Raw genomic sequence first — 25344 nt, forward strand, 5'->3', positions numbered from 1 at the left:
TAATGGATTATTTAGATCCCACCGAAACGAGTTCAACGCCTTCCCCAACTCCCGGATCAAGACTTAACAATTCATTATTTACTAAAGAAATGCATGTGCCTTCGTCCAGGGCAGTCAGAAGGCCAAGATCAGGCAGGTCTGGCGAATTCCCAGCAGAATTCTCAACGCTCGGCTTCTCCTGCTCACGCAAAGCGGACGAAGCTGTAGATCAGCAGGAGAAGGATTGCGATGGCGGCCCCGATTCCGATCGGGGTCAGCATCGACTGGATGTCCTTCCAGCCGGGCGTCTGATGGTCGTGGGTCGGGGCGGCCATTGCCTGGGCTCCGTGAGAGTGGCCTCTCACGCCTCAACTCCCTTGATTCCCAAAGCGATTCAGCTTGGCCTTGGCATTTTTGCGCCGAAGCCCCGCTCAAAACCCGCCGAACCGCTCCTCCAGGCGGCCCCGTGCTGCCGGAACCCTTGACGAAAGCGCCCCGATGGTGCATGGGAAGCCCACGATTTTCTCGGCCGGGTTCGCCCGGCCTTTGCGTTTCGGCCCCGCCGAGCGCCGAACCAAGAGGTCCGACCATGGCCAAGGCCGCAACCATCAAAGTGAAGCTCGTCTCCACCGCCGACACGGGCTTTTTCTACGTGACGAAGAAGAACTCCCGTACGATGACCGACAAGATGTCGTTCAAGAAGTACGACCCGGTCGCGAAGAAGCACGTCGAATTCAAGGAAGCGAAGATCAAGTAACGGCTTCCAGCCGACTTATGGATCTTCACGAACCGCCCCGTTTTCGGGGCGGTTTTCTTTTGTGCGGGGGCTCTCCGGAAGGCCCGGCCCGCTACTTCCCTTCGACCTCGTAGATGTAGAGCACGGACTTGTCGTCCTCGGGCATGAAGTATGCCTTGAGTCCCGCCTCGCTGGTCTCCATCCAGACGGGATTGTGGGTCATGTCGTAGCCCGAGGCGGTCCAGAGCAGGACCGGGGTCTGGAACAGGGGCCGCCCGTCCGTGAGGCTGACCACGTCGAGGCCGCCGAGTCGGAACGGGGGAGCGTCGGGAGTGGTCCGCATCTCCGTCACGCCAGAGCAGAGCATCCGGTGGGAGCCGGCGTATTTGCAGTCCTGATAGTCCAGGTAGTGCGAGGTGTTGAGCCGCCGCAGCTTCTCGGGCGTCTCGTCCGCATTCGTGGGCTTGCCGTTCTGGTCGAGCGACCAGCGATAGAATCGGCGGGATCCCCAGCTCACCCCGTGAAGCGAGTTGTCGTCCGTGTCGTGGACGAGGCCGCCCACGTGGTCCTGGAAGCGGAACATCTCCTCCGCCTTCATGGTCTCCGGATCGACTCGGTAGATGATGGATCGGCTGTTGGGCCGGTACTCGGCCACCGGCACCCAGATGTAGCGGCCGTCATAATCGATGCCGCCTGGATGGTAGACCGAGCCCTCGCCCAAGGTGATCTCGCCCACGAGGTTGCCCTTCATGTCAATCTTGAACAGGTGCCCGACGCCCTCGCCCGTATCGCGGTCGTAGCCGTCCTGCGGCTGCGGAAACCGCTTGGTCGGCGTCTTGATTTCGACGGAGGACACGAAGAGCGTGTCGCCGATCTTCACCATGCCCTGGGGATGGTGCGTCAGGAAGTTGATCGGCACGGCCTCGACCGGCTTCCACGAGGTGCCGCGGGAGAGCTTCATCACCCGCTCGACGAGGAGATCCCGATCCGTCTCCGCCGCCGTCACGGCGGTCATGAGGCCGACAAGGCCGAGGGTGCTCAGGGCGACAGCGAACGGGCGTCTGCAGAAACGGCGCATCATGGCTCTCCCAGGGTCACGGACCCGCTTCTAGCGAGCGGGTGATGTCATTTTAGTGTCGGCATCTCCGTCGACCATTGCCGTCGCGCTTTTCCGGCCTGCCATCCGGCTATCCGATCTTCTCCCAGGCCCCCGAGGCTTCCGATCGCTGCAGCGCGTCGAGAATCCGCATGTTCTGGATGGCGTCCTCCACCCCGTAGGCGAGCGGCTCCATGCCCCGAATCGCACGGCTGAACGCCTCGCCTTGGAGCTGGTACTGATCGACCGGCGGCACTTCCACCAGCCGGGCGGAGGCACCCCCATGCTGGCTGCAATCGTCGACGAAGATCCGAGCCGCCTTGTCCGCAGGCGCATTGAACGGAATGGCGATCTCGATCCGCCCCTTCGTGCCGACGACCTGAACGCGCTGGTGCGGCGCAGCCTGCGTCGAGACCGTGAAGGTCAGCTGCCGGCCGTTGCCGAAATCGAGGATCGCGCTCGCGATCCGGTCAACCCCGAAGGCGATGTCGCGGTCGATGAGGGCGATCGCGCGGAGCGGCTCGTCGTCGAAGAAGTAGCGTCCTGCCACCACGGCGTAGCAGCCGATGTCGAGGAGACCTCCACCGCCGATGTCGGGCCTGTTGCGGATGTTGGCGGGATCCGCATTGAAGTACGAGAACGCCGCCTGGATGAAGCGCGGCTCGCCGATCTCACCGGCACGAACAAGGTCGCGTACGTGCTGCCATTGCGGATGATGGCGCACCATGAAGGCTTCCGCGATCAACACATGGGGCGGTACATTCCGGAGCCGCTCCGCCTCCGCGGCCGTGATGGCGATGGGCTTTTCGCACAGGACGTGCTTGCCGGCGTCAGCGGCCGCAAGCGTCATCGGGACATGGAGGTGGTTGGGAAGCGGGTTGTAGACGGCATCGACATCAGGATCCGCGAGCAGCTCCTCGTAGGAGCCATAAGCCCTCGCGACACCGAACTCGTCTGCGGTTGCGCGCGCGGCAGCCCCGTCTCGCGAGGCGATGGCGACGACTTTGCAGAGCGGGCTCTTCAGGAGGCCGGGAATCATCCGGGTCCTGCCGATCTTCGCCGTGCTTAAGATCCCCCAACGGACCGGTTCCATAGCGCCCTCCCGAGGCTTCGTGTCGACATACGCGTGGCGGTCGTCAGACCGCCCGCCGCCGCAGCGGCTTGGCGGCCCTGCCCGGAGCAGGGCCGGTGGTGTCCCGGTCGAGGAGCGTGAGCGGCAGCCGCACGCTCCAGTCCTCGGGCTTCATCTCCCCTCGGATCATCTTGAGGAGAACCCTGGCTCCCATGCGGCCCAGCTCATGCAGCGGCTGCTGGAGCGTGGTGAGGGTCGGCTCGATGTAGTCGGCGAATTCGATGCCGTCGAACCCGACGATGGAGACGTCCTCCGGCACGCGCAGGCCCGCCGCCCTCACCGTCTTCAGGAAGCCGATGGCGCTCTCGTCGCTCGCTGCGAAGATGCCCGTCGGGCGGTCCTTCAGGCGCAGGAAGGCCTCGGCGGCCGCAACACCGGTGGAAAAAACGAAGCGTCCCTCCCAGCGCACGAAATCGCGCTCGCCCAGCCCTGCCTCCGCCACGCCTTGACGGAAGCCGGCGTAACGCTCGCCCTCGATGACGTTGCCTGTCGGTCCGGCGACGTAGCCGAGCCGTCGATGGCCAAGACCGACGAGATGCCTGACCGCCTCCCGCGAAGCCTCCCGGTCCTGCACGACCACACTTGGGATGCGCTCATCGGAAATTGCCGCGCACATGGCCACCATCGGCAGCCCGGCCTCGTCCATGTGGCGCGTGCCGTCCCCGGGAATGCGCCCGTTCATGAGGAGAATTCCATCGGCCTGCCGCGACAGCGCGAGATCCACATAGCGCGGCTCGCGTTCGAGGCAGTTGTCGAGATTGCCGATGACGAGCCCGTATCCCGACTGCGTCAGCTCGTCGTCAATGCCGCGCAGGATCTGGGCGAAGACCGGATTGGCGAGGTTCGGCACGACCACGAGCACGGTCATCGTGCGCCGGGTGCGCAGGTTACGGGCCACGCTGTTCGGCGTGTAGCCGCTCCGCCGTACCGCCTCCATCACAACATCGTGCGTTTTGGTCCGCACCTTGTCCGGATTCGCCAAGACACGGCTCACGGTCGCGGTCGATACACCCGCAAGTCGAGCTACGTCGGCGATGCGTATCTCTTTGACTGAGCGCCATCGCTTGCGGCTCATGAGTGCTACTCCCGCGGTACGTCCACAGTACCAGCAAGCTTGTTACAGGAAAACAAACCGCGTGAACTTGGTGCTTGACTTATTTTGAAGCCGATTTCAACCTACGTGAAAAGATGTAATCGATTACACAAGTCGATCAAAACGCTTCTGGGAGGAAGCCATGCGCCTGAAGACACGCGTTTCCGCGTATACCCTTGCTATTGCCCTCGTCTGGACTTCGGGAGCCAGCGCTCAACAGATGAAAGCCGAGGTGCTCCACTGGTGGACCTCGGCCGGCGAGTCCGCCGCCGTGAAGGTTTTCGCCGACCAGTTCACCAAGGCCGGCGGCACCTGGGTCGACAATGCCATCGCGGGTGGCGCCAATGCCCGCACGGCCGGCATCAACCGCATGGTGGGCGGCAATCCCCCGACCATGATGCAGTTCAACACCGGCAAGCAGTTCGACGAACTCGTCAGCAACGATCTCGTCCGCGACGTCGAAGCCCAGGCCAAGGCCGGCAAGTGGCGCGAGATCATGCCGAAGCCGATCGTCGATGCCACGGTCCGCGAGGGCAAGTTCTACGCGGTGCCCGTGAACATCCACGGCCAGAACTGGCTGTTCTACAACACCAAGGTTTTCGCCGATGCCGGGCTTGAGCCGCCGAAGACCTTCCCGGAGCTCATCGCATCCGGCGAGAAGCTGAAGGCAAAGGGCATCATCCCCATCGCGCTCGGCGGGCAGCCTAACTGGGAGCACAACCTCTTCCGCGCAGCCCTCGTCGGCCACGGCGGCGCCGACATGTTCCGGGCCGTCTACGGCAAGCGCGATCCGAAGATCCTGAAGGATCCGAAGTTCAAGGAGACCGTGGAGCTCTTCGGCAAGATGCGCGCCCTCGTCGATCCCGGCAGCCCGGGCCGCAACTGGAACGACGCAACCGCACTCGTGATCACCAACAAGGCCGCCATGCACTTCAACGGCGACTGGGCCAAGGGTGAGTTCATCGCCGCCGGCCAGACCGCCGGCAAGGAATACGGCTGCACCCTCGTCGGTGAGGGCGGCGGCAAGCTCGTGATCGGCGGCGACGTGTTCGTCTTCCCCGCGACCAAGGACAAGAATGCGCTCGCCACGCAGGACAAGCTGATCGAGGTGCTTCTCGATCCGACAAGCCAGATCGAGTTCAACAAGAAGAAGGGCTCGATCCCTGTCCGCATGGACGTGGATGTCTCGTCAATGGACGTCTGCGCGCAGAAGTCCCATGCGGTCTTGAGCGACCCGGCCAACCAGGTCGAGGCCATGGAGCTGCTCAGCCCGCCGAACTTCTCGGGCGCCATGCAGGATGCGGTCACGCAGTTCTGGAATACACCGAACATGTCCGCCGACACCTTCATCGAGAAGGTCACCGCCGCGATGCGCGACGCCGGCTGACCTGGCTGACAGCCCTCACGGTCCGGCGGGAACGACCATCACCCGCCGGACGCCGTCTCTCTCGATAAAGGGCCTGCGCGATGGATTCCGCCACGATTCCCGTTCCCACGGTCCGGGCCGCCAGCACCCAGGGACGCCGCCTCGTCAGAACGAGGTTGCCTGCCGCCCTTGCGCTCCTGCCGACCGCCCTTGTGGTGCTGGTCGTCTATATCGGCTGCATGCTCTGGACGGTGCGGCTCTCCTTCACGAGTTCCACCCTCCTGCCGAAGCTCGACTGGGTCGGACTGGCGCAATACAGCCGCCTGTTCGTGAACGACCGCTTCGTGACCTCGGCCGAGAACATCGTCATCTTCGGCGTGCTGTTCATCTCCGGATGCCTGATCCTCGGCTTCCTGCTCGCGGTCTTCATCGACCAGAACGTTCGCGCGGAAGGCATCTTCCGCACGGTGTTCCTGTATCCCTACGCCATGTCGTTCGTCGTGACGGGCGTGGCGTGGCAATGGTTCCTGAATCCGGGGCTCGGCCTGCAGAAAGTTGTGCGCGATCTCGGTTTCGAAAGCTTCACCTTCGACTGGCTCGTCAATCCGGACATGGCGATCTACACCATCGTGATAGCGGGCCTCTGGCACGGGTCCGGCCTCACGATGGCCATCCTGCTCGCCGGGCTTCGCGGCGTCGACGAGGACCTGTGGAAGGCCGCCAAGGTCGACGGCGTGCCGACGTGGCGGGTCTACACGTCGATCGTGCTGCCCCTGCTCCGCCCCATGGTCGTAACTGCGACCGTGCTGCTCGCGACCGGCGTGGTGAAGCTCTACGACCTCGTCGTCGCCATGACCATGGGCGGCCCGGGCATCGCCACCGAAGTGCCGGCGAAGTTCGTCATGGACCACCTGTTCGAGCGCAACAACATCGCGCTCGGTACCGCAGCCGCCACGATCATGCTGATCACGGTCGTCGCCGTCCTCGCGCCCTGGGTCTATGCCCGCTACATCCGAGCCCAGAGGAGGCCCGCATGAGCGCGCTCGAGCCCCAGGGCCGCCGTCCGCGCCACCTCACGATCGGGCGCGTCGGGGTCTATGCCTTCCTGATCACCGCGGCCCTGTTCTTCCTGCTGCCGCTCTGGATCATGGTCGTGACCTCCCTCAAGCCCATGGACGAGATCCGGCTCGGCAACATCCTCGCCCTGCCGGCCGCGATGACGATCGAGGCATGGACCAAGGCCTGGTCGTCGGCCTGCACCGGCCTCGAATGCAACGGCATCAGCGTCGGGTTCTGGAACTCGGTACGCATCCTGATCCCGTCCGTTATCCTCTCCATCGCGGCGGGAGCCATCAACGGATACGCCCTCTCCTTCTGGAGGGTGAAGGGCGCCAACGTAATGTTCGGCGTGCTGTTGCTCGGCGCCTTCATTCCCTACCAGGTCTTCCTTTATCCGCTGGTGCGCATCTTCTCGATGTCTGGGATCTACAACTCGCTGACCTGCATCGTCATCGTGCACGTGATCTTCGGCCTGCCGACGATGACGCTGCTGTTCCGCAACTACTACGCCGGGCTTCCCATAGAGCTCTTCAAGGCGGCGCGCATCGACGGCGGCGGGTTCTGGACGATCTTCTTCCGCGTGATGCTGCCGATGTCGACCCCGATGCTGGTAGTCGCCACCATCCTCCAGACCACCGGCATCTGGAACGACTTCATCTTCGGTCTGACCTTCGCGGGCCGGGAGAACCTGCCGATGACCGTGCAGCTGAACAACATCGTGCATTCGACTCAAGGCGAGCGCGCCTACAACGTGGACATGGCGGCGACCATGCTCGCGGCGCTCGTTCCCCTCGTCGTTTACTTCGTTTCGGGACGCTGGTTCGTCCGCGGCATCGCCGCTGGCGCTGTGAAGGGATAAGGCATGAGCGCTGTTTCCGTTCGTGATGTGTCGGTCGCTTTCGAGGCGGTCCGGGTCTTCGACGGCCTCACCCTCGACATCGAGGAGGGCGAGTTCATCGTCCTGCTCGGCCCCTCGGGCTGCGGAAAGTCGACCCTGCTCAACGCCATCGCGGGCCTCCTCGACGTGGCTTCCGGCCAGATCTGGATCGGCGGCCGGAACGTGACCTGGGAGGAGCCCAAGGACCGCGGCATCGCCATGGTGTTCCAGTCCTACGCCCTCTATCCGCGCATGAGCGTGAAGGAGAACATGTCCTTCGGCCTCAGGATGGCGAAGACGCCAAAGCCCGAAATCGAGAAGCGCGTGAAGCAGGCGGCCGAACTGCTGCAGATCACCCATCTCCTCGACCGTCGCCCCGACCAGCTCTCCGGCGGCCAGCGCCAGCGCGTCGCCATCGGCCGGGCGCTAGTGCGCGACGCCGCAGTATTCCTCTTCGACGAGCCGCTCTCGAACCTCGACGCCAAGCTGCGCAACGAACTCAGGGTCGAGATCAAGCGCCTGCATGCGCGGCTCGGCAAGACTACCATGGTGTACGTGACCCACGACCAGATCGAGGCCATGACGCTCGCCGACCGCATCGTCGTCATGAAGGACCAGAAAGTCCAGCAGATCGGCAGCCCGGGCGAGATCTACCGCCGTCCCGCCAACCTTTTCGTCGCCGGCTTCGTCGGCTCGCCGCAGATGAACTTCATCAAGGGCCGCATCGAGGAATCGGACGGCTCGCCGGAGTTCGTCGCCGGGCGCCGACGTCTTCCGCTTGCCGGATACGACTTCACCGGACACCCGACGGCCGGTCAGGACGTTATCCTCGGCGTGCGCCCGGAGCATCTCGACATCCTCGACATCGGCACTTGGTCCGGCTTCACCATCGACATCGTCGAGCCGATGGGCGCCGACATGGTGATCTGGTGCAGCGACCGCGAAGGCTCCCTTCAGGTCCGGACCGGCGGCAACACGAAGGCCGCTCCCGGCGACCGCCTGTCGCTGCGGGTCGACGTCGCCCAGGTGTCCCTGTTCGATGCGGAAACAGGCGACCGGATCTAGAACCCTCTTTACGCCTCTTCGCGTCCGGCTCTTCGCCGTGTCCGGCCGCGCTTGCCTTTTCGAACCATGAGGACTGACATGAGCGTCACGGACACTCTCTCGATACAGCTCTATACCCTGCGGTCGCTGGAAAACCTCGATCGCATTCTTGATACGGTTGCGGACGCCGGTTACCGCCACGTGGAGACGGTGGGCTCGCATCTCGACGATGCCGCCAGCGTCCGCTCGAAGCTCGATGCCCGCGGCCTGACCGCCTCGTCGAGCCATGTCAGCCTCGCGGCCCTCCGCGAGAAGCCCGACGCGATCGTGGAATCCTGCCGCACGCTCGGCTTTACGGATCTCTTCATGCCGGCCGTGCCGCCGGACCAACGCGACATGGCGGCGGACGGCTGGCGCTCGCTCGGGCGCGAACTCGGCGAGCTGGCGGAACGCTTCCAGCGCGACGGCATCCGGCTCGGCTATCATAACCATCACTGGGAGCTGAAGCCGAAGGAGGGCGAGAAGACCGCGCTCGAGCTGATCTTCGAAGCAGCCGAAGGAACTCCCCTCGCCTGGCAGGTGGACGTGGCCTGGCTCGCCCGAGGCGGGGCCGATCCCGAGCAGTGGATTCACCGCTACCGCGATCGCGTCATCTCCGCCCATGTGAAGGACATCGCCCCGACCGGACAGAACGAGGACCAGGACGGATGGACCGATGTCGGATCCGGCGTGCTCGACTGGAGCGACCTCTGGCGCGTCTGCCGTCAGGCCGGCGCCAAGTGGATGGTGGTGGAGCATGACAAGCCGGCGGACCCGGCGCAGACCGCCCGCGCCAGCTTTGCCTTCCTGAGCAAGATCGAGGATTGATCATCATGAACCCCTTGAATGTCGGCATCATCGGCTGCGGCAACATTTCGGGCATCTACCTGCAGAACATCCCGGCCTATGAAGGCCTGACGCTTCGCGCCTGCGCGGACATGCGGCCCGAGGCCGCCCAGGCCCAGGCGAGCCGCTACGGCATCGAAGCGATGACGGTGGATGAGCTCCTCGCCCGGGACGATATCGACCTCGTCGTGAACCTCACGATCCCGAGCGCCCATTTCGGCGTCTCCCTAGCGGCCCTGAGCGCGGGCAAGCACGTCTTCTCCGAGAAACCCTTGGCGGTCGATTTCGAGCAGGGCCGCCGCCTGGTCGACGAGGCCGAGGCAGGCGGCGTGCTCCTGGGCTGCGCGCCGGACACCTTCCTGGGTGCGGGCGGACGTCTCGCGCGCAGGCTCGTCGACGACGGCTCTGTCGGGCGCATCCTGTCCGGCACCGCCTTTCTCATGTCCCACGGCATGGAGCACTGGCATCCCGACCCGGAGTTCTTCTTCAAGCCCGGCGGCGGACCCATCCTCGACATGGCGCCCTACTACCTCGGCGCCCTCGTGAACCTGATCGGCCCTGTGAAGCGCGTCTTTGCCATGTCGAGCATCGGCTTCCCCGAGCGCGTCGTGACGGCGGAATCCCCACGCAAGGGTCACCGCATCCCGGTGGAGACACCGACCCATGTCATGGCGCTGCTCGAGTTCGCCTCCGGCGCTCAGGTCACGTTCTGCATGAGCTGGGATGTGTGGAAGCACGGCCACCCGGCCATCGAGCTCTACGGCACCGAAGGGTCACTCCGCGTGCCCGACCCGAACTTCTTCGGCGGCCATGTGGAGGTGACCGAGCGCGGCGGAGACTGGCGTGCCGTCGACTCGAGCGACATGCCGCTCGGCGCACCCAACTGGCGCTCGCCAAATTGGGCCCCGGATGCTCCATCGCGCGCCAACTATCGGGCGCTTGGCCTCGCTGACCTCGCCAGTGCGGTCCTCAACGGCACCCCTCACCGCTCGACGGGCCGGCTCGCCCTTCATGTGCTCGAGGTGATGCACTCGATCCTCGAGGGAGCCGTCACCGGCCAGCCGCGGGCCATCACCACCTCGCTGGAACGCCCGGCCGTGCTGGACGATGCCGCCGCCGCCAAGCTCTGGAAGGGGCAGCCGAAAGCAGCCACGGCCGCTTGAGAACGCCGAAGATGCATCCGGGCCGGCTTCCACCCAAAAGCCGGCCCTCTCGTTCCAACCTGGCAATGAACGACACGGACACGAAAGGAAGCGCTCGACCATGAGCGACGCATTGATCGTATGGGGCGGCTGGAGCGGACATGAGCCGGAGCAATGTGCCGCCATCGTCGCGGACATGCTGAAGGAGGAAGGCTTCAACGTCTCCGTCGAGACATCGACCCGCGCCTTCGCGGATCCCGGTCTCGCGGACTTGGGCCTGATCGTCCCGATCTACACCATGTCGAGAATCGAGAAGGACGAGGTCGCGAACCTCTCGAAGGCGGTGCGCGAGGGCGTGGGACTCGCCGGCTTTCACGGAGGCATGGGGGACGCCTTCCGAGAGGCCGTGGAATACCAGTTCATGTGCGGCGGCCAGTGGGTGGCCCATCCTGGCAACATCATCGATTATCGGGTGAACGTCACTCGGGCCGATGATCCCATCATGAAAGGCATCGGCGACTTCGACTACCACTCCGAGCAGTATTACATGCACGTGGACCCTTCGAACGAGGTCCTCGCGACCACGACCTTTTCCGGCGAGCACGCGCCGTGGATCGAAGGCGTGGTGATGCCCGTCGTCTGGAAGCGCCGCCACGGCGAGGGCCGCGTCTTCTACAGCTCCCTCGGACACGTGGCGAAGGAGTTCGACGTGCCGCAGATGCGCACGATCCTGCGCCGCGGGATGGTCTGGGCGGCGCGGAAAACGCCCTGAGCCGAGTTGGGACCACCAGCGCAGTCATGACCCCTATGTTCCACGCTGGCTTTCCAGGTTTCATTTCGTGAAGGCCGCGTGCGAAACCCCTCCCCAGGCGATGGGGAGGGGCAGTTTAGGCGGGATCCGTTTCGTTAGATGATGAAGAAGTCCTTGTAGGTCAGCTTCAGGTTCTTCGACAGCTTGGCGATCTCGACCTGATGGGCGCTGCCCGATCCGTCCGCATCGTAATAGAGGATGCCGGTCTTCTTGTTGTAGATCAGGTAGTCGTTGCGATCATCCGCGCGTTCGCCGATCTGGAAGAACGCCTTGTTCAGCTTGCCCGGATTGGCCTCGCTGCCCTTTCCGAGCTTCTTGAAGATGGCGTTGTCGAGATAGACGCTGTCGTCGCGGACGTTGAAGTCTCGCACTGTGTCGAAATTCGACTTTTTGCTCGGCCTTGTGTCGAACACGAAGACGTCGGCGCCGCGACCGCCGGTCAGGATATCCTTACCGGTTCCGCCGCTGAGCCAGTCGTTCCCATCATTGCCGTTGAGACGATCATTGCCGCCGAAGCCCTTGAGGTACTCGTTGTTGGCGCGTCCATCGATGCGCTCGGACGCCGAGGTTCCATTGATCGTGACGCGGTCTTCGGCCGCGATCTGAAGAGCACCGAGAGACTGATACTGGGACAGGGACAGCGTCACCGCGTTGTCCGCAGCGTCAAGAATGTCGACGCCTCGTGCCGCGAGGCCGGAAATTTCACCGGCCGACAGACTGGCCAGTGTCGAACCTGCATCCGTCAGACGGACGGCGTCGTCGACAGCCAGACCAACCGATCCGAGAGCCTTCAGCTGAGCCACGGAGAGAGCAAGGACATTGTCCGTCGCGTTGAGCGCATCGACGCCCTTGCCGTTCAATGAAGCGAGTTGCGCCGGCGTCAGCGCGCCGAGCGCGGCGCCCGTATCGACAACCGTCACGGTATCACCCGATGCGGCAGAGGTGCCGCTGCCAGCCAAAGAAGCTGCTTGGGCGGCAGTAAGCGTGAGAGCATTATCCGTGGCGTCAATTACGTCGACGCCTTTGGCCGCCAAATCAGCAATCTGAGCTGGCGTCAGTGCAGCCAGTGCAGCGCCGCTGTCTGAGAGGGTCACGGCATCTCCAGCAGCGAAGCCGAGCCCCTTGCCGGTGATCAGCTGGGCCTGCGCAACTGTCAGAGCGACGACATCATCGGTGGAATCGAGAAGGTCGACGCCCTGGGCTACCAGAGTATCCAATTGAACGCTCGTCAGGCCCAGGAGATCAGCCGTCGAAGCAGTAGCCGAGACTTGATCGGACGCGGTGAGCTGCACGGCGCCAAGGCTGTTGAGCTGCCCGAGGGTCAAGGTGAGCGCATTGTCTGTTGCGTCGATTGCAACGACACTTTGCCCGGCAAGTGCTGCGATCTGAGCTTCCGAAAGGCCACCGATATTCTGACCTGTATCCGCGAGGGTCACTGCGTCACCAGCAGAGAGAGGGACTCCCAGAGCATTAAGCTGTGCAACCGAGAGCGCTAGAGCGTTGTCAGTTACATCAATGGCGACAACGCCCTGTCCTGCTAATGCCGTGAGTTGATCGGGCGTCAGCGCGGCGATGTTTGCACCCGCATCAGAAAGCGTCACAGCATCATCGACGGCAAGAGTAGTGCCGAAGGCGTTGAACTGTGCCAGCGAGACCCTGATCGCATTATCACTGGCATCGAAGGCGTCGACGCCCTTGGCAATGAGGGACGTGATCTGTGCATCGGTAAGCGTGGCGAGGTTGGCGCCCGTATCAACGACGCCGACGTTGTCGGCCGCCGGGAAGGAAATGCCACTCCCGGCGAATGCTGCTGCCTGTGCCACCGTGAGGGTCACGGTGGCGTCTGGGTCGAGAACGTCCACATTCTTGGTTGACATCGCAGCGATGTCGGCTGGCGTCAGACCCTGCACCTGTGCGGCCGTCGCAGTGATCGTGACCGTATCGGATGCCGTGAAGCTGACGGTGCCGAGAGCGCTGAACTGTTCGAAGTTGTATGTCAGCACATCATCGGACGCGTCGATGAAATCGACGTTACGCGCCGCCAAGTCGGCAACATCTGCAGGTGTACCCGTTGCCAGATCCGCGCCCGTTGCCTGAAAGACGACCACATCCGCGGGCGTCAATGCGACCGACCCGAGGTTAACCAGTTGCGGGATGGACAGCACGACGAGGTCATCTGTCGCGTCGATGCTGTCTACGTTGAGCGCACCGAGTTGCTGGACCTCGGTTCCGGTGAGGGTGGCAATGTTCGCACTGGTGTCTGCGAGAACGACGTCATCCGCCGTCGAGAATGGGATCGTAGCCGCGCGGAACTCAGCAACCGTCAAAACAATAGTGGCCATTGGCGCCTCTCGTGTGTTGCACGCTCCCGCTCAATGCATGTGGCTCAGCGGGAGAACTGACACGATAAGAAGGGTCGCGCGGCGTGAGGTCCAACACCCATCGGGGGAGTACTCAAAAGACCCAAAGAGGTACTTTCGGCTATGCGCGACGGCGACACCGGGAATTCAGCGCAGATGTGAGAACGGTCAACAGGCTTGTTTTGAGGGAACAACTATGTCGGATCGATCGTTTGCTTCGCCGTTTGATCCGCCACTCTGGATATTTCGCATGCAAACAAGCTGCAATGCGATGGACTGAGCTGGCGAACTGCTCCCGATACCTTTGCGCGCACCGCTTCTCTTCCCTTCGCTCGAAAGAGATCAACTGCATATCCGAAAGAGATAATGCTCTTTCGGATCAGCCCTGACGGCAGCGGATGAATGAATTCGGGAACGGCTTCGGCAGCCGGCAGGCGCGGAGGGTGCCGATGGGCGAAAGGGAGGTGGCCAGCCGGAAGCGGAATGTTGAGGAGGCAACGAGCCGCCCCGGCTGGCCGAGCCTACGAACCCCAGGAGATGCGGCGGACCTGAGCATCCGTAAGGCATTGCGTCTCCGCAAGAAGCGGAGGATTCGAACCTGAACATATTGGAAACATCGCGCGGCGCAAGCATGGCGACGGTCCAAAAAAGCCGTTTTCCAAAGGAATAGCGAAACCTCAACGTTGTCAACAACAAGAGTCGGGTTTCTGATGCGAAAGGTCAGGCGGCCGCGCGTTTCCGGCCCTATTTACCACCTGCCGCATCGTCATCTGCACGGGAAAGGCTCAGGGCCGGCCGCTGTCCGCTTCCAGGTAAGTCTTGACCGTGGCGATGAACTTGGCGACGGAGATCGGCTTGGACAGGTAGGCCTCGCAGCCCCCTTCCCTGATGCGCTCCTCGTCGCCCTTCATGGCGAAGGCCGTGATGGCGATGACGGGGATGGATTTCAGCTCGTCGTCGGCCTTCAGCCAGCGCGTCACCTCGAGACCGGAGACCTCCGGCAGCTGGATGTCCATGAGGATCAAATCCGGCCTGTGGGCGCGGGCGAGTTCCATGGCCTCGATGCCATGGCCCGTCTTCAAGGTCGCATAGCCGTGGGCCTCGAGGAGATCGTTGAAGAGCTTCATGTTGAGCTCGTTATCCTCGACGATGAGCACGGTCTTCTTCATTGCGGCTGTCCCAGGGCACAAAAACTGACTTCACCGGCCCACTTGTTCGTCCGATGATAAGGCTACAAGCAAACCTATTGATGAATTGCAAATCCATCGCAGGAAGATGCCCTTGAGGAAAATGAGCGTCGACGAGGCCGAGCGCATCGCGCTGAGTGCCTTCTCCTATATCACGAACGATGAAGACCGCCTGAACCGCTTTCTGGCGGTCTCCGGCCTGCGGGTCGACACAATCCGGATCGCGGCCGAGTCGGCCGGATTCTTCGCCGGTATCCTTGACTACATCGCCTCGGACGAGGCGCTGCTCGTCGGCTTCGCGGAAACGCAGAAGATCAAGCCGGAGGAGGTGATGCAGGCTCATTTCACCCTCTCGCCGTCCGAGTTCGACTAGCCACCTATGAGTGTCGCCCCCTTCTGCCGTGACTGCCTGACCTTCGCCGGGACCGTCCTGGCGCAGCGCTGTGCGGCGTGCGGGTCCCCTCGCCTGCTCCGGCACCCGGAAAGGGACAGCCTCTCCATCGCCCACGTGGACTGCGATGCCTTCTTCGCCGCGGTGGAGAAGCGGGACGACCCGAGCCTTGCCGACAGGCCGGTGATCATCGGCGGCGGCAAGCGCGGCGTCGTGTCCACGGCCTGCTATGTGGCACGGACCTACGGCGTTCGCTCCGCCATGCCGATGTTCAAGGCCCTGAAGGCCTGTCCGCATGCGGTCGTCATCAAGCCGAACATTGAAAAGTATCGGGTGGCCGGCCGCGAGGTGCGACAGCTCATGCTGGAGTTGACCCCGCTGGTGGAGCCGGTCTCGATCGACGAGGCCTTTCTCGACCTCTCGGGGACCGAGCGCCTGCACCACGGCAGCCCTGCCGTGACGCTCGCCCGCTTCGCCCACCGGGTCGAAACCGAGATCGGCATCAGCATCTCGGTGGGGCTGGCGCCCAACAAGTTCCTGGCCAAGATCGCGTCCGACCTCCAAAAGCCCCGCGGCTTCTCGATCATCGGCCGGGCCGAGGCTCCCGATTTCCTGGCGGACAAGCCGGTCTCGATCATTCCCGGGATCGGCGCCTCCGCCCAGGCCCGCCTGGCGAAGGCTGGCGTGACGCTGATCTCCCATCTGCGCCATGTGCCCTTGAAGGTCCTGTTCGAGGCTCTCGGGCGGGATTCGCAGCGCCTGTCGCGGCTGGCCTGGGGCGAGGACAGCCGACCCGTCACGCCCGAGCGGGAGACCAAGAGCATCTCGGCGGAGACCACGTTCGAGACGGATCTGCAGGCGTTCGACGATCTCGAGCCTATCCTGTGGCGCCTATCGGAAAAGGTCTCGAAACGGCTGAAGACCGCGGGCCTCGCCGGCCAGAGCGTGACGCTCAAACTGAAGGACCGGGAGTTCCGGCTCCTTACCCGGACCCGGTCGGGCCTGCCGCCGACCCAGCTTGCCGCGCGCCTGTTCGAGCCGGCCCGCCATCTTCTGAAAGCCGCGTGCGACGGCACCTCCTACCGGCTCATCGGCATCGGGGCGGCGGATCTCTGTGATGCCGCGGAGGCGGATCGAGGCGACCTGGCGGACCAGACCGTCGTCCGGCAGGCCCACATGGAGGCTGCCATCGACAAGATCCGCGACAAGTTCGGTACGGCGGCGCTTCAGAAGGGGATCGTCCTACGCAAGCCTCAGCGCTGACAGGCCGGTGCCGCGGCGGTCTGGATCTGGAGGCTGGTGAGTTCGCCCTTGAGCGCGAAGTCGCCGTAATCGAGCTTCAGGGCCCGGCTCACGCCGTTCTCGTAGAGCTCGAAGGAAATCGTATAGGCCGGGGTCCGCTCGCCCGCCCCTTCGGTGAAGTAGCTGATCGTCACCGGCCAGCGCGCCATGTTGGCCATGGCGTCCTGACGGACCGTCTCCTCGAGGCCGCTTCCCGCTCCCGGCTCGATCCGGCGCCCGACTAGGGCGAGCGTGTCGTAAACCTTCTTGCCGTCGTCCGACCCGTCGTAGACCCGCACGGAAACGGTGGTCTGCCCCTTCCGGCCCGCCTCGATCAGGCGCTTCAGGTGCTCGGTCGGGAAGACCGGTTGGCCGGCGGCCGCGAATGTGGCGTTCCTCGGCTGCTTGAAGCGGACGTCCAGAGTCCCATCGGGGGCGAGTTTGGCGTCCCCGTCGACCCCGTCCTTGGTCAGGCCCTGCATGGAGGACGTGGACTTGAACCGCATCGACTGCCCGTCCCCGGCCTCGAAGGTTGCGGTCCGGGTATCGACCGTGCGCGGGCCGGTCTCGTTGCTGTCGAGCACCGTGACCTGACGGTAATTCAGCGTGTACCCCTCACAGGCATTCCCGCCGAACTCCATCGCGATCCGACCGCGGGCGCTGTCCAGCCCGCGCGATCCTTCCGACCGCAAGAGCGAGAGGTCGTAGACGGCCCGGTGCGGGATGAGTTGCACCGTATTCTTGGCCGTTTCGGCCATCGCCGGCACCAGCAAGGCAATGGACAGGCCAGACGCCATCAACAACGAACGCATAAATCCTCCAGTCCCCCCAGGGATGAAGATAGAATCGTCCTGCGGACAGGGCAATGTTCGAACTTGCGTCTCATTGGTTCATCGGCCACTAAGTCTTCGGGATTAAAGGCGAGGCTTCAAATGAGCGCAGTCGACAAGAAACTCCAGGACCTGGGCATCACGCTCCCCACCCCTGCCGCACCGGTGGCGAACTACGTCCCCTTCGTGCGCACCGGCAACCTGATCGTCATCTCGGGCCAGCTCTGCCTCGGCCTCGACGGCAAGCTTTCCGACGGCCACAAGGGCAAGCTTGGAGCCGAGATCACGCCGGAGGTAGGCCAGGAGGCGGCGCGGCTGTGCGCGATCAACCTTCTCGCCCAGCTGAAGGCGGCCGTCGGCGACCTGGACAAGGTCGTGCGCTGCGTGCGCCTCGGCGGCTTCATCAACGCCGTGCCGACCTTCGCGGGCCTCGCGCCGGTGATGAACGGCGCGTCCGACCTGATGGTCGAGGTCCTCGGCGATGCCGGGCGTCATGCGCGCTCCACCGTCGGCGTCGCGGAGCTGCCGCTCGACGCCTGTGTCGAAGTCGAAGGAATGTTCGAAGTCAAATGAGCACCCCAAGCTGGCTCGTCGCGAAGCCCATCGCCCATCGCGGCCTCCATGACAAAGCCAACGGCGTGATCGAGAACACGATCTCTGCCGCGGAAGCCGCCATCGCGCGCGGCTTCCCGATCGAGCTCGACGTTCAGTTGACCGCCGACAACGAGGCGATCGTCTTCCACGACTTCGATCTCGACCGCCTCACCGGCGACAAGGGAGCGGTGATCGAGCGCAATCTTTCGGATCTGACGAAGATCGCCATCACCGGCGCGAAAGGCGGAGACAGGATCCCCTCGTTCCGGCAGTTCCTCGACACGATCGCCGGACGGGTACCGCTGGTTATCGAGATCAAGAGCAAATTCAACGGCGACGTGCGATTGACCAAGCGCGTCTGCGAAATCCTGGCTGATTACAGCGGTCCGTTCGTGGTGAAGTCCTTCGATCCGTTCGTCGTCTCGACCCTGCGCACGAGCGCGCCGTCGATCACGCGCGGGATCATCGGCGAACTCCACTATGCCTCGAAGAACGACAGCTTCATGAGCGCGGAACTCAAGCACCGCCTCGCGAACCTGTTGCATATCGAGGAGTCTCAGCCGCAGTTCGTCTCCTGGAAGGTGGACGACCTCCCCTGCGCCGGCCCTTACCTGTGCAAGGTGCTCGGCAACCTGCCGGTCATGACTTGGACCGTGCGCAATCCCGAACAGCGGGCCCGTGCCGAGAAGTTCGCCGACCAGATGGTCTTCGAAGGCTTTTTGCCTTAGAGCATCGTGCGGAAAAGTAGATCCGGTTTTCCGCTTGGACGATGCTCCCCATCCTAAAAGAAAGCATCGGACGCAAAAGTGCAAATCCGCTTTTGGGTCCGATGCTTTATAGCCCAAGCTTGCAAGGATCCCGCCGAAGCCCTAGCTCTTGGGTAACGGCGAGATCCTTATCAATCAGTGTCATTCCAGGTCAAAATTGCCCAGAGCCTCAAGGCGGTGCCCGCCGCCGCCTGGGATGCCTGCGCGCTCCGCGCGGCGACCGCCGGCGATGAGGATCCGCACAACCCGTTCGTGTCCCATGCGTTCCTGTCGGTCCTCGAGGATTCCGGCTGCGTCGGAGGCCGCACGGGCTGGGCTCCTCTCCATCTCGTGGTGGAGGACGAAGCCGAGACGCTTCTCGGGGCGGTTCCGTGCTACCTGAAGTCCCATTCCATGGGCGAATACGTCTTCGACCATTCCTGGGCGGATGCCTACACGCGCGCAGGCGGACACTACTATCCCAAGCTTCAGGTCTCGGTGCCCTTCACGCCCGCGACCGGACCGCGCCTCCTGGTGCCGGAGAGCCCAAGGGCGGACGAGGTCCGCGACCATCTGATTGCAGGCCTCCGGGCCGTTCGCGACCAGACCAAGGCCTCCTCGATCCACGCCACATTCCTTCAGGAAGCCGACATAAAGGCCTTCACGGCCAAGGGTTTCCTGCGGCGCGACGACCAGCAGTTCCACTGGTTCAACGAGGATTATGGGAGTTTCGACAACTTTCTCGCGGCACTCGCCTCACGCAAGCGCAAGGCCATCCGCCGCGAGCGGCGGGACGCGCTCCAGAACGGAATCACGGTCGAATGGGTGACAGGCCGCGACATCACGGAAGCCCATTGGGATGCGTTCTTCGCCTTTTACATGGATACGGGCTCGCGCAAATGGGGCCGCCCCTATCTCAACCGCCGGTTCTTTTCGCTGGTCGGCGAGCGGATGGCGGAACGCATTCTGCTGGTGATGGCCAAGCGCAACGGACGCTATATCGCCGGCGCGATCAACTTCATCGGCGACCGACGGCTCTATGGCCGCAACTGGGGCTGCATCGAGGATCATCCCTTCCTGCACTTCGAGGTCTGCTACTATCAGGCCATCGAGTTCGCGATCGCCCGGGGCCTCGACCGGGTCGAAGCCGGCGCGCAGGGCGAGCACAAGCTGGCGCGGGGCTACCGGCCGGTCATCACCACGTCCGCACACGATCTCGCCGATCCGTCCCTGCGGCGGGCCGTTGCGTCCTATCTCGAGCAGGAGCGGCGCTATGTTTCGGAAGCCGCAGAGGAACTAGCCTCCGCGACTCCCTTCCGCCATCAGGACGAAGAGTGATCAGGAGGCCGGAAGGCGCCTGTCGTACTCCGCCTCCAGCCGCCCGTAGGTCGACCAGAACGGTGCCGGCACGTCGTCGCTCAGGCGGGCGGCCAGAATGTCGAGATGGGTATGCCAGCCGCCCGACACGCTCAACATCTCGGTGCGACTGCCGAGGCGGCGGTGGGTCAGGACGAGAAGCACCTTGTCGCCCTTCGCCGTCAACTCGTAGGTGACCTCGGACTCCAGGCCCGGCTCCCCGCTCCAGGTGTGGCTGAGGAGACGGGGCGGCTCGCATCGCGTCACTCTTGCGACCAGCTTGGCACCGTTGCCGTCATCATATTGCCGGTACTTGTCAGGGACAGCCTCCTGCGTCGGCGAAAGGTCGGAGTTGCGGAAAAGCAGTTCCACACGCCCCCCGGCGTGAAGGTCCATCGGACCGGAGGCAAGCCAGCTTGCCCTTTTGTCGGACTCGGTCAGGAAGGCCCAGACCCGATCGATCGGGCCGGGCAGCAGACGTTCGAAGCGGACCGTATCGGCCGCTGCAAGGATACCGTATTGGTCCATGGACCTCTCCTGCTCACACATTTCGGTTTTCGGGGAACGACAGGCCGGCGGGATGGCCGATCCGGCTGATCGCCGTTTCGAGGCCTTGGAGAATCATGCTCCAGCCGGCCTCGGTCCGGTCGATGTATTCGGCCCATTCGGGCTTCATCTCGTGGGTCAGGGTGAGTTCGCATCCTGTAGCGACGGCCGCGATGTCGATCGTGACGCGATCCGGCTCGGCTTCGACGCCTTCGACCGTGAAGGAAAAGACCAAGCGGCGGGGCCGGTCGATCTCGAGATAGGTTCCACGGTGCCCGATTTCGCGTCCGTTCCGCCGGTCCACGAATATGAAGGCGCCGCCCACACAAGGGTCGATCTCGACCTTCGTCATCTCCCCGCCCGGCGTTGCGAACATGAATTGTCCGGCAAGATGCGGATCGAGAAAGGCGTCGAAGACCCGCTCGGGACCCGCCGCAAAGCGCCGCGTGATCCGTACGGGAATGGGTGTCGCTCCAGTCATTTCGGCTCCTCGTCCTGCTGCTTGAGAACACGCTCGAGAGCGTCGAGCCGCTCGGCCCAGAAGCGTTCGTAGAAGCGCAGCCATTCGTCAGCGGCCGCAAGCGGCGCCGGGTCGAGCCGGCAGACATGGGTCCGCCCCCTCACCTCTCGCCGGATCAGGCCAGCGTGCTCGAGCGCGCGGACATGCTTCGACGCGCCTGCGAAGGACATCTGAAAGGGAGCCGCCAGCTCACCGATGCTCTGCTCGCCCGTGGCTAAGCGGCGGAGCATGGCTCGCCTCGTCGGGTCGGCCAGGGCGTGGAACACGGCATCCAAATGGGCATATTGTTCAACCATGTGGTTGAAGATACACGAGACTAAAAATCATTCAACCATTTAGTTTAGCGTTTGAGCAAAAAGAACGCCCTGCCTCGGGTTCGAGGCAGGGCAATCATTAATCGTCGAAACGCCGGAGCGTCAGAGGTTGGATCTCAGGTTACTGAGCCCGTCGATGATCGCTCCGATCGAGGTGCCCATCCCGCTGAGCACCAGCTCGACGAACCAGTAGCACCCGAACAGGATGAGCGGCACGAGAATCCAGCCGAGAACCTCTTCGAACCAGACGCGGCGACGGCGGCGGACGGCGCGCTGCTGGCGCCAGGTCAGCTTGGACGTGGACGCGACGGCCGGAGCGGTCTCAAGCGGGCCTTCGTGTAGCTCAGTGGTCATGCTCTCACCAACGGAACCTTCGGAACGGTGCGGACACCTCCGCCCCCATTACCACCGGGTCCCTTCGGTTTCACCGACTTTTTTGCCTTCGAGGTCCCGCTCGACTTGGCACGGGGCTTTTTCTTGGCCTTGACGACATCCGTCTCGGGCTTCGGCTTCACGGGCCCCTCGGGATATTCGAACCCGAGGGTCTGGAGGCCGATCTCATCGCTCTTGACGATGACGCGGACCGCGCCGCCGTCCTTCAGGCGACCGAACAGAATGTCGTCGGCCAGGGGCGTCTTGATCGTCATCTGGATCAGGCGTCCCATCGGACGGGCGCCCATGGCCTCGTCATAACCATGCTCGACCAGCCAGTCGCGGGCCTCGTCCGTGAGCTCGATCGTGACGTTCCGGTCCGCCAGCTGGGCCTCCAGCTGGAGCACGAACTTGTCGACGACCTTCTGGACCACTTCCTTCGGCAGATGGCCGAAGGAGATGATGGCGTCGAGGCGGTTGCGGAATTCCGGCGTGAACAGCCGGTTCACCGCTTCCGTATCGTCACCCTCGCGCTTGGTGCGGGTGAAGCCGTAGGCCGGGCGAGCCATGTCGGCGGCGCCGGCATTCGTGGTCATGATGATGATCACGTTCCGGAAATCGACCTGCTTGCCGTTGTGGTCCGTCAGCTTCCCGTGGTCCATGACCTGAAGCAGGATGTTGAACAGATCCGGATGCGCCTTCTCGATCTCGTCGAGAAGCAGCACGCAGTGCGGATGCTGGTCGATCCCGTCGGTCAGGAGACCGCCCTGGTCGAAGCCCACATAGCCGGGAGGCGCGCCGATCAGGCGGCTGACCGTGTGGCGCTCCATGTACTCGGACATGTCGAAGCGCAGGAGCTCGACGCCGAGCGAGGTGGCGAGCTGGCGGGCGACCTCGGTCTTGCCGACGCCGGTCGGTCCCGCGAACAGGTAGGAGCCGATCGGCTTCTCCGGATCGCGCAGGCCGGCCCGGGCGAGCTTGATCGCCGAGGTGAGCGCCTCGATGGCCTTGTCCTGGCCGTAGACCACCCGCTTGAGGGTTTCGTCGAGATGGGCGAGCACCTCGGCGTCGTCCTTCGAGACGGTCTTGGGCGGGATCCGAGCCATTGTGGCGATGGTCGCCTCGATCTCCTTCAGGCCGATCGTCTTCTTGCGGCGGTTCTCCGGCAGCAGCATCTGCGACGCGCCGGTCTCGTCGATCACGTCGATCGCCTTGTCCGGCAGCTTGCGGTCGTTGATGTAGCGCGCCGAGAGCTCCACCGCGGCCTTCACGGCCTCGTTGGTGTAGCGGAGCTTGTGGAACTCCTCGAAATAGGGCTTGAGGCCCTTCACGATCTCGATCGCATCCGGCACCGACGGCTCGTTCACGTCAATCTTCTGGAAGCGGCGCACGAGGGCACGGTCCTTCTCGAAGTACTGGCGGTACTCCTTGTAGGTCGTGGAGCCGATGCAGCGCAGGGTGCCCTGGGCGAGCGCGGGCTTCAGGAGGTTCGATGCGTCCATCGCGCCGCCGGACGTGGCGCCGGCGCCGATCACCGTGTGGATCTCGTCGATGAACATGATGGCGTTCGGATGCGCCTCGATCTCCTTCATCACCTGCTTCAGGCGCTCCTCGAAGTCGCCGCGGTAGCGGGTGCCGGCGAGCAGCGTGCCCATGTCGAGGGCGAAGACGGTGGCGTCCTTGAGGACCTCCGGCACCTCGCCGCGCACGATCTTGCGGGCGAGGCCCTCCGCGATGGCTGTCTTGCCGACGCCGGGATCGCCGACGAGGAGCGGGTTGTTCTTCTGCCGGCGGCAGAGGACCTGGATCGTGCGCTGCACCTCGGACTCGCGGCCGATGAGCGGGTCGATCCTGCCTTCCTTCGCCTTCTTGTTGAGGTTGACGCAGTAAGCATCGAGCGCGTCGCCCTTTTTCTTCGGGCGGCTGTCGGATTCCTCCTGAGTCGGGCGCTCGTTGGACTCCTCCTCGGCGCCGCGCGGAGTCCGGCCCTCCGAAAGGCCGGGGCGCTTGGCGATGCCGTGGCTGATGTAGTTGACCGCGTCGTAACGGGTCATATCCTGCTCCTGCAGGAAATAGGCGGCGTGGCTCTCGCGCTCGGCAAAGATGGCCACGAGCACGTTGGCGCCCGTCACCTCGTCGCGGCCCGAGGACTGCACGTGAATGACCGCCCGCTGGATCACCCGCTGGAACCCGGCAGTCGGCTTGGAGTCCTGCCGCCCGTCGGCCACGAGGTTCGCCAGTTCGGTATCGACGTATTCGACGAGATTTCGGCGGAGTACGTCGAGGTCGACGTTGCATGCCCGCATGACCGCTGCCGCGTCCTGGTCATCGATGAGGGCCAGGAGCAGGTGCTCCAGGGTCGCATATTCATGACGGCGCTCGCCTGCGAGAGCGAGGGCTCGATGGAGGGCTTGTTCAAGACTGCGAGAAAAGCTCGGCAACGGCTTATCCTTTGTGAGACGGTGTCTCGGCTAATTCTTTTCCATAACGCACTGCAGGGGATGCTGGTGCTTCCGGGCGAAATCCATCACCTGGGTCACCTTCGTCTCCGCAACTTCGTAGGTAAAAACTCCACACTCTCCGACGCCATTCTGGTGCACATGCAGCATGATCCGGGTCGCGTCCTCGCGGTTCTTGTTGAAGAAGCGCTCCAGCACATGCACCACGAACTCCATGGGGGTGTAGTCGTCGTTCAAGAGGAGAACGCGGTACAGGTTCGGCCGTTTCGTCCGCGGCTTGGCTTTTGTGATGATGGCCGTGTTCGACCGGCCGCCGTCGTCCCCCCCGCCAGGAGGCTGGGACCCGGCTCCGGCCATGAAAACCTGCTCCGATCGGGCCAATCCGCCCTGAGCTAACCGCCGCATGATGTTTCGACCGACCCTCATTGTTCGTATGCGGGCCGCAGCCTGCTCAACCATGCCGACCGCGAACCACTTCCAAATGTATAGTCGCTCTCCCCGGTTCGCTAGATCAACCAGATGGGACGTCGCAGGCCGGACTTGAAGAGCGACATCTTGAACAGGTCGCATGGGCCTCGGGGTGGTGTATGCGCATGGTCGTCTCATGGACCCGTCCCCAACGCAAAACGCCCGGCACATCGGCCGGGCGTCTCGCACGAAAATTGATGATCCCGGCCGTTTAGGCGGTCTTCTTCGTCAGCGCGCCTTCGAAGGGCTTGAACGTCTCGGTCGCGAGGGCCGAGTAGAGAGCGCCCAGCTTGGTGGACTGGCTGACGAGGCTGTCGTAAGCACCCTTGACGTAGTCGGTCTGAATCTCGACCGCCTTGTCGAGCGTGCGGACGCCGAAAAGCTTTTCGATCGTGGAGGTGTTGTGCTCGAAGGACTTGCGCGCGAACTCAGCCGACTCGGCAGCAATTGCCTGTGCATTGTTCGAGAAGGCACCGAATGCCTTCATGGTGGCATCCAGGTTGCTCTGACCGAACTTCTGGAACTGTTCGAACGAGTTAATCATCATGGACCTCGGCTTTCTCGAGTTTCACTGGCAGAGTGCTGCCGACTGAACGATAATCAATAATATGTGCACCGCACAATAGATGTCAATAAATTTGTGCAGTGCACAAAAAATGCCGCACAAGGGCCCCACCGTTAACCGCCCCGTAACCGCATC

27 protein-coding genes are annotated in these 25344 nt (G+C 63.6%); 13 read left to right on the forward strand and 14 right to left on the reverse strand.

All coding sequences use genetic code 11. From position 1 onward, the window contains the following. Window positions 1-182 precede the first annotated feature (182 nt). Window positions 183-314, reverse strand: coding sequence for a hypothetical protein (locus DES45_RS26020; protein WP_281024073.1), 132 nt, complete (start codon window positions 312-314; stop codon window positions 183-185). Window positions 315-568: 254 nt separating this feature from the next. Here DES45_RS26020 and rpmG point away from each other — a divergent pair, with 254 nt between their 5' ends. Further along, window positions 569-736 carry a 50S ribosomal protein L33 gene (rpmG, locus tag DES45_RS08885; RefSeq protein WP_114769638.1) on the forward strand — a complete coding sequence of 56 codons (168 nt, stop codon included), beginning with the start codon at window positions 569-571 and terminating at the stop codon, window positions 734-736. A gap of 91 nt (window positions 737-827) precedes the next feature. Here the strand turns inward: rpmG and DES45_RS08890 are convergent, their stop codons facing one another. The 3 genes from DES45_RS08890 to DES45_RS08900 all read right to left on the reverse strand — a co-directional run bounded on the left by DES45_RS08890 (window position 828) and on the right by DES45_RS08900 (window position 4018). Then, window positions 828-1796, reverse strand: a complete 969-nt coding sequence (locus tag DES45_RS08890) for a DUF6454 family protein (protein ID WP_210210201.1) — start codon at window positions 1794-1796, stop codon at window positions 828-830. Window positions 1797-1902: 106 nt separating this feature from the next. Then, on the reverse strand, window positions 1903-2904 hold the full coding sequence (locus DES45_RS08895; RefSeq protein WP_114769639.1) for a Gfo/Idh/MocA family protein: 1002 nt from the start codon (window positions 2902-2904) through the stop codon (window positions 1903-1905). Between the two features lie 43 nt (window positions 2905-2947). Next, window positions 2948-4018, reverse strand: coding sequence for a LacI family DNA-binding transcriptional regulator (locus DES45_RS08900; protein ID WP_114769640.1), 1071 nt, complete (start codon window positions 4016-4018; stop codon window positions 2948-2950). A 160-nt stretch (window positions 4019-4178) separates the two neighbouring features. Between DES45_RS08900 and DES45_RS08905 the strand changes: the two genes are divergently transcribed. The 7 genes from DES45_RS08905 to DES45_RS08935 all read left to right on the forward strand — a co-directional run bounded on the left by DES45_RS08905 (window position 4179) and on the right by DES45_RS08935 (window position 11181). After that, window positions 4179-5423, forward strand: coding sequence for an ABC transporter substrate-binding protein (locus tag DES45_RS08905; RefSeq protein ID WP_114769641.1), 1245 nt, complete (start codon window positions 4179-4181; stop codon window positions 5421-5423). A gap of 80 nt (window positions 5424-5503) precedes the next feature. After that, a complete protein-coding gene (locus tag DES45_RS08910; RefSeq protein ID WP_114769642.1) occupies window positions 5504-6439 on the forward strand; it encodes a carbohydrate ABC transporter permease in 936 nt (311 codons plus the stop codon). After that, window positions 6436-7320, forward strand: coding sequence for a carbohydrate ABC transporter permease (locus tag DES45_RS08915; protein WP_114769643.1), 885 nt, complete (start codon window positions 6436-6438; stop codon window positions 7318-7320). Before DES45_RS08910 ends, DES45_RS08915 begins: the two co-directional genes overlap by 4 nt. A gap of 3 nt (window positions 7321-7323) precedes the next feature. Then, window positions 7324-8403, forward strand: a complete 1080-nt coding sequence (locus DES45_RS08920; RefSeq protein WP_114769644.1) for an ABC transporter ATP-binding protein — start codon at window positions 7324-7326, stop codon at window positions 8401-8403. 78 nt (window positions 8404-8481) lie between these two features. Next, window positions 8482-9249, forward strand: a complete 768-nt coding sequence (locus tag DES45_RS08925) for a sugar phosphate isomerase/epimerase family protein (RefSeq protein ID WP_114769645.1) — start codon at window positions 8482-8484, stop codon at window positions 9247-9249. Between the two features lie 5 nt (window positions 9250-9254). Then, window positions 9255-10430, forward strand: coding sequence for a Gfo/Idh/MocA family protein (locus DES45_RS08930; RefSeq protein WP_114769970.1), 1176 nt, complete (start codon window positions 9255-9257; stop codon window positions 10428-10430). Between the two features lie 100 nt (window positions 10431-10530). Further along, window positions 10531-11181 carry a ThuA domain-containing protein gene (locus tag DES45_RS08935; protein WP_114769646.1) on the forward strand — a complete coding sequence of 217 codons (651 nt, stop codon included), beginning with the start codon at window positions 10531-10533 and terminating at the stop codon, window positions 11179-11181. A 134-nt stretch (window positions 11182-11315) separates the two neighbouring features. Here DES45_RS08935 and DES45_RS24745 read toward each other — a convergent pair whose 3' ends face one another. Both DES45_RS24745 and DES45_RS08955 read right to left on the reverse strand, forming a co-directional pair. Then, window positions 11316-13562, reverse strand: coding sequence for a calcium-binding protein (locus DES45_RS24745; protein WP_147282371.1), 2247 nt, complete (start codon window positions 13560-13562; stop codon window positions 11316-11318). Between the two features lie 803 nt (window positions 13563-14365). After that, window positions 14366-14749, reverse strand: coding sequence for a response regulator (locus DES45_RS08955; protein ID WP_114769650.1), 384 nt, complete (start codon window positions 14747-14749; stop codon window positions 14366-14368). Between the two features lie 121 nt (window positions 14750-14870). Between DES45_RS08955 and DES45_RS08960 the strand changes: the two genes are divergently transcribed. Beyond that, entirely contained in the window at window positions 14871-15140 is a 270-nt protein-coding gene (locus DES45_RS08960; RefSeq protein WP_245571673.1) for a DUF3572 domain-containing protein, read from the forward strand. 6 nt (window positions 15141-15146) lie between these two features. Then, window positions 15147-16421 (forward strand): DNA polymerase IV, encoded by a 1275-nt coding sequence (locus tag DES45_RS08965; RefSeq protein ID WP_114769652.1) that lies wholly within the window; start codon window positions 15147-15149, stop codon window positions 16419-16421. Here DES45_RS08965 and DES45_RS08970 read toward each other — a convergent pair. Beyond that, window positions 16412-17251 (reverse strand): cell envelope integrity EipB family protein, encoded by an 840-nt coding sequence (locus DES45_RS08970; RefSeq protein WP_114769653.1) that lies wholly within the window; start codon window positions 17249-17251, stop codon window positions 16412-16414. The two genes, DES45_RS08965 and DES45_RS08970, sit on opposite strands and share 10 nt — an antisense overlap. 120 nt (window positions 17252-17371) lie before the next feature. Between DES45_RS08970 and DES45_RS08975 the strand changes: the two genes are divergently transcribed. The 3 genes from DES45_RS08975 (at window position 17372) to DES45_RS08985 (ending at window position 19947) form a co-directional block, all read left to right on the forward strand. After that, window positions 17372-17842 carry a RidA family protein gene (locus DES45_RS08975; RefSeq protein ID WP_114769654.1) on the forward strand — a complete coding sequence of 157 codons (471 nt, stop codon included), beginning with the start codon at window positions 17372-17374 and terminating at the stop codon, window positions 17840-17842. Beyond that, entirely contained in the window at window positions 17839-18591 is a 753-nt protein-coding gene (locus tag DES45_RS08980) for a glycerophosphodiester phosphodiesterase family protein (protein ID WP_114769655.1), read from the forward strand. Before DES45_RS08975 ends, DES45_RS08980 begins: the two co-directional genes overlap by 4 nt. A 177-nt stretch (window positions 18592-18768) precedes the next feature. Further along, window positions 18769-19947, forward strand: coding sequence for a GNAT family N-acetyltransferase (locus DES45_RS08985; RefSeq protein ID WP_114769656.1), 1179 nt, complete (start codon window positions 18769-18771; stop codon window positions 19945-19947). Here the strand turns inward: DES45_RS08985 and DES45_RS08990 are convergent, their stop codons facing one another. The 7 genes from DES45_RS08990 to DES45_RS09020 all read right to left on the reverse strand — a co-directional run bounded on the left by DES45_RS08990 (window position 19948) and on the right by DES45_RS09020 (window position 25191). Continuing rightward, window positions 19948-20493, reverse strand: coding sequence for an SRPBCC family protein (locus DES45_RS08990; RefSeq protein WP_114769657.1), 546 nt, complete (start codon window positions 20491-20493; stop codon window positions 19948-19950). It lies immediately after the preceding gene. A gap of 13 nt (window positions 20494-20506) precedes the next feature. Beyond that, window positions 20507-20992: an SRPBCC family protein gene (locus DES45_RS08995; protein WP_114769658.1), complete on the reverse strand. Its 486-nt coding sequence runs from the start codon at window positions 20990-20992 to the stop codon at window positions 20507-20509. Continuing rightward, entirely contained in the window at window positions 20989-21327 is a 339-nt protein-coding gene (locus DES45_RS09000; protein ID WP_114769659.1) for an ArsR/SmtB family transcription factor, read from the reverse strand. Before DES45_RS09000 ends, DES45_RS08995 begins: the two co-directional genes overlap by 4 nt. 120 nt (window positions 21328-21447) lie before the next feature. Beyond that, window positions 21448-21699 carry a hypothetical protein gene (locus DES45_RS09005; RefSeq protein ID WP_114769660.1) on the reverse strand — a complete coding sequence of 84 codons (252 nt, stop codon included), beginning with the start codon at window positions 21697-21699 and terminating at the stop codon, window positions 21448-21450. Continuing rightward, entirely contained in the window at window positions 21696-24158 is a 2463-nt protein-coding gene (clpA, locus tag DES45_RS09010) for an ATP-dependent Clp protease ATP-binding subunit ClpA (protein WP_114769661.1), read from the reverse strand. The genes DES45_RS09005 and clpA overlap by 4 nt, the downstream gene beginning before the upstream one ends. A gap of 30 nt (window positions 24159-24188) precedes the next feature. After that, window positions 24189-24533 carry an ATP-dependent Clp protease adapter ClpS gene (clpS, locus tag DES45_RS09015; protein ID WP_114769971.1) on the reverse strand — a complete coding sequence of 115 codons (345 nt, stop codon included), beginning with the start codon at window positions 24531-24533 and terminating at the stop codon, window positions 24189-24191. A gap of 322 nt (window positions 24534-24855) precedes the next feature. Then, entirely contained in the window at window positions 24856-25191 is a 336-nt protein-coding gene (locus DES45_RS09020; RefSeq protein WP_245571633.1) for a phasin family protein, read from the reverse strand. Between the last annotated feature and the right edge of the window lie 153 nt (window positions 25192-25344).

Source organism: Microvirga subterranea (genome assembly GCF_003350535.1).
GTDB classification, from domain to species: domain Bacteria; phylum Pseudomonadota; class Alphaproteobacteria; order Rhizobiales; family Beijerinckiaceae; genus Microvirga; species Microvirga subterranea.

Excerpts from the sequence above, each read along its gene's own strand:
- DES45_RS08935 (WP_114769646.1), top strand. The coding sequence starts at position 10,531 with ATGAGCGACGCATTGATCGTATGGGGCGGCTGGAGCGGACATGAGCCG.
- DES45_RS08970 (WP_114769653.1), bottom strand. The coding sequence starts at position 17,251 with ATGCGTTCGTTGTTGATGGCGTCTGGCCTGTCCATTGCCTTGCTGGTG.
- DES45_RS08890 (WP_210210201.1), bottom strand. The coding sequence starts at position 1,796 with ATGATGCGCCGTTTCTGCAGACGCCCGTTCGCTGTCGCCCTGAGCACC.
- DES45_RS08920 (WP_114769644.1), top strand. The coding sequence starts at position 7,324 with ATGAGCGCTGTTTCCGTTCGTGATGTGTCGGTCGCTTTCGAGGCGGTC.
- DES45_RS08895 (WP_114769639.1), bottom strand. The coding sequence starts at position 2,904 with ATGGAACCGGTCCGTTGGGGGATCTTAAGCACGGCGAAGATCGGCAGG.
- DES45_RS08910 (WP_114769642.1), top strand. The coding sequence starts at position 5,504 with ATGGATTCCGCCACGATTCCCGTTCCCACGGTCCGGGCCGCCAGCACC.
- DES45_RS08980 (WP_114769655.1), top strand. The coding sequence starts at position 17,839 with ATGAGCACCCCAAGCTGGCTCGTCGCGAAGCCCATCGCCCATCGCGGC.
- DES45_RS08915 (WP_114769643.1), top strand. The coding sequence starts at position 6,436 with ATGAGCGCGCTCGAGCCCCAGGGCCGCCGTCCGCGCCACCTCACGATC.
- DES45_RS08900 (WP_114769640.1), bottom strand. The coding sequence starts at position 4,018 with ATGAGCCGCAAGCGATGGCGCTCAGTCAAAGAGATACGCATCGCCGAC.
- clpS (WP_114769971.1), bottom strand. The coding sequence starts at position 24,533 with ATGGCCGGAGCCGGGTCCCAGCCTCCTGGCGGGGGGGACGACGGCGGC.
- DES45_RS08960 (WP_245571673.1), top strand. The coding sequence starts at position 14,871 with ATGAGCGTCGACGAGGCCGAGCGCATCGCGCTGAGTGCCTTCTCCTAT.
- DES45_RS08905 (WP_114769641.1), top strand. The coding sequence starts at position 4,179 with ATGCGCCTGAAGACACGCGTTTCCGCGTATACCCTTGCTATTGCCCTC.
- DES45_RS09005 (WP_114769660.1), bottom strand. The coding sequence starts at position 21,699 with ATGACCACTGAGCTACACGAAGGCCCGCTTGAGACCGCTCCGGCCGTC.
- DES45_RS09020 (WP_245571633.1), bottom strand. The coding sequence starts at position 25,191 with ATGATGATTAACTCGTTCGAACAGTTCCAGAAGTTCGGTCAGAGCAAC.
- DES45_RS09000 (WP_114769659.1), bottom strand. The coding sequence starts at position 21,327 with ATGGTTGAACAATATGCCCATTTGGATGCCGTGTTCCACGCCCTGGCC.
- DES45_RS26020 (WP_281024073.1), bottom strand. The coding sequence starts at position 314 with ATGGCCGCCCCGACCCACGACCATCAGACGCCCGGCTGGAAGGACATC.
- DES45_RS24745 (WP_147282371.1), bottom strand. The coding sequence starts at position 13,562 with ATGGCCACTATTGTTTTGACGGTTGCTGAGTTCCGCGCGGCTACGATC.
- DES45_RS08995 (WP_114769658.1), bottom strand. The coding sequence starts at position 20,992 with ATGACTGGAGCGACACCCATTCCCGTACGGATCACGCGGCGCTTTGCG.
- DES45_RS08965 (WP_114769652.1), top strand. The coding sequence starts at position 15,147 with ATGAGTGTCGCCCCCTTCTGCCGTGACTGCCTGACCTTCGCCGGGACC.
- rpmG (WP_114769638.1), top strand. The coding sequence starts at position 569 with ATGGCCAAGGCCGCAACCATCAAAGTGAAGCTCGTCTCCACCGCCGAC.
- DES45_RS08955 (WP_114769650.1), bottom strand. The coding sequence starts at position 14,749 with ATGAAGAAGACCGTGCTCATCGTCGAGGATAACGAGCTCAACATGAAG.
- DES45_RS08990 (WP_114769657.1), bottom strand. The coding sequence starts at position 20,493 with ATGGACCAATACGGTATCCTTGCAGCGGCCGATACGGTCCGCTTCGAA.
- DES45_RS08975 (WP_114769654.1), top strand. The coding sequence starts at position 17,372 with ATGAGCGCAGTCGACAAGAAACTCCAGGACCTGGGCATCACGCTCCCC.
- DES45_RS08925 (WP_114769645.1), top strand. The coding sequence starts at position 8,482 with ATGAGCGTCACGGACACTCTCTCGATACAGCTCTATACCCTGCGGTCG.
- DES45_RS08930 (WP_114769970.1), top strand. The coding sequence starts at position 9,255 with ATGAACCCCTTGAATGTCGGCATCATCGGCTGCGGCAACATTTCGGGC.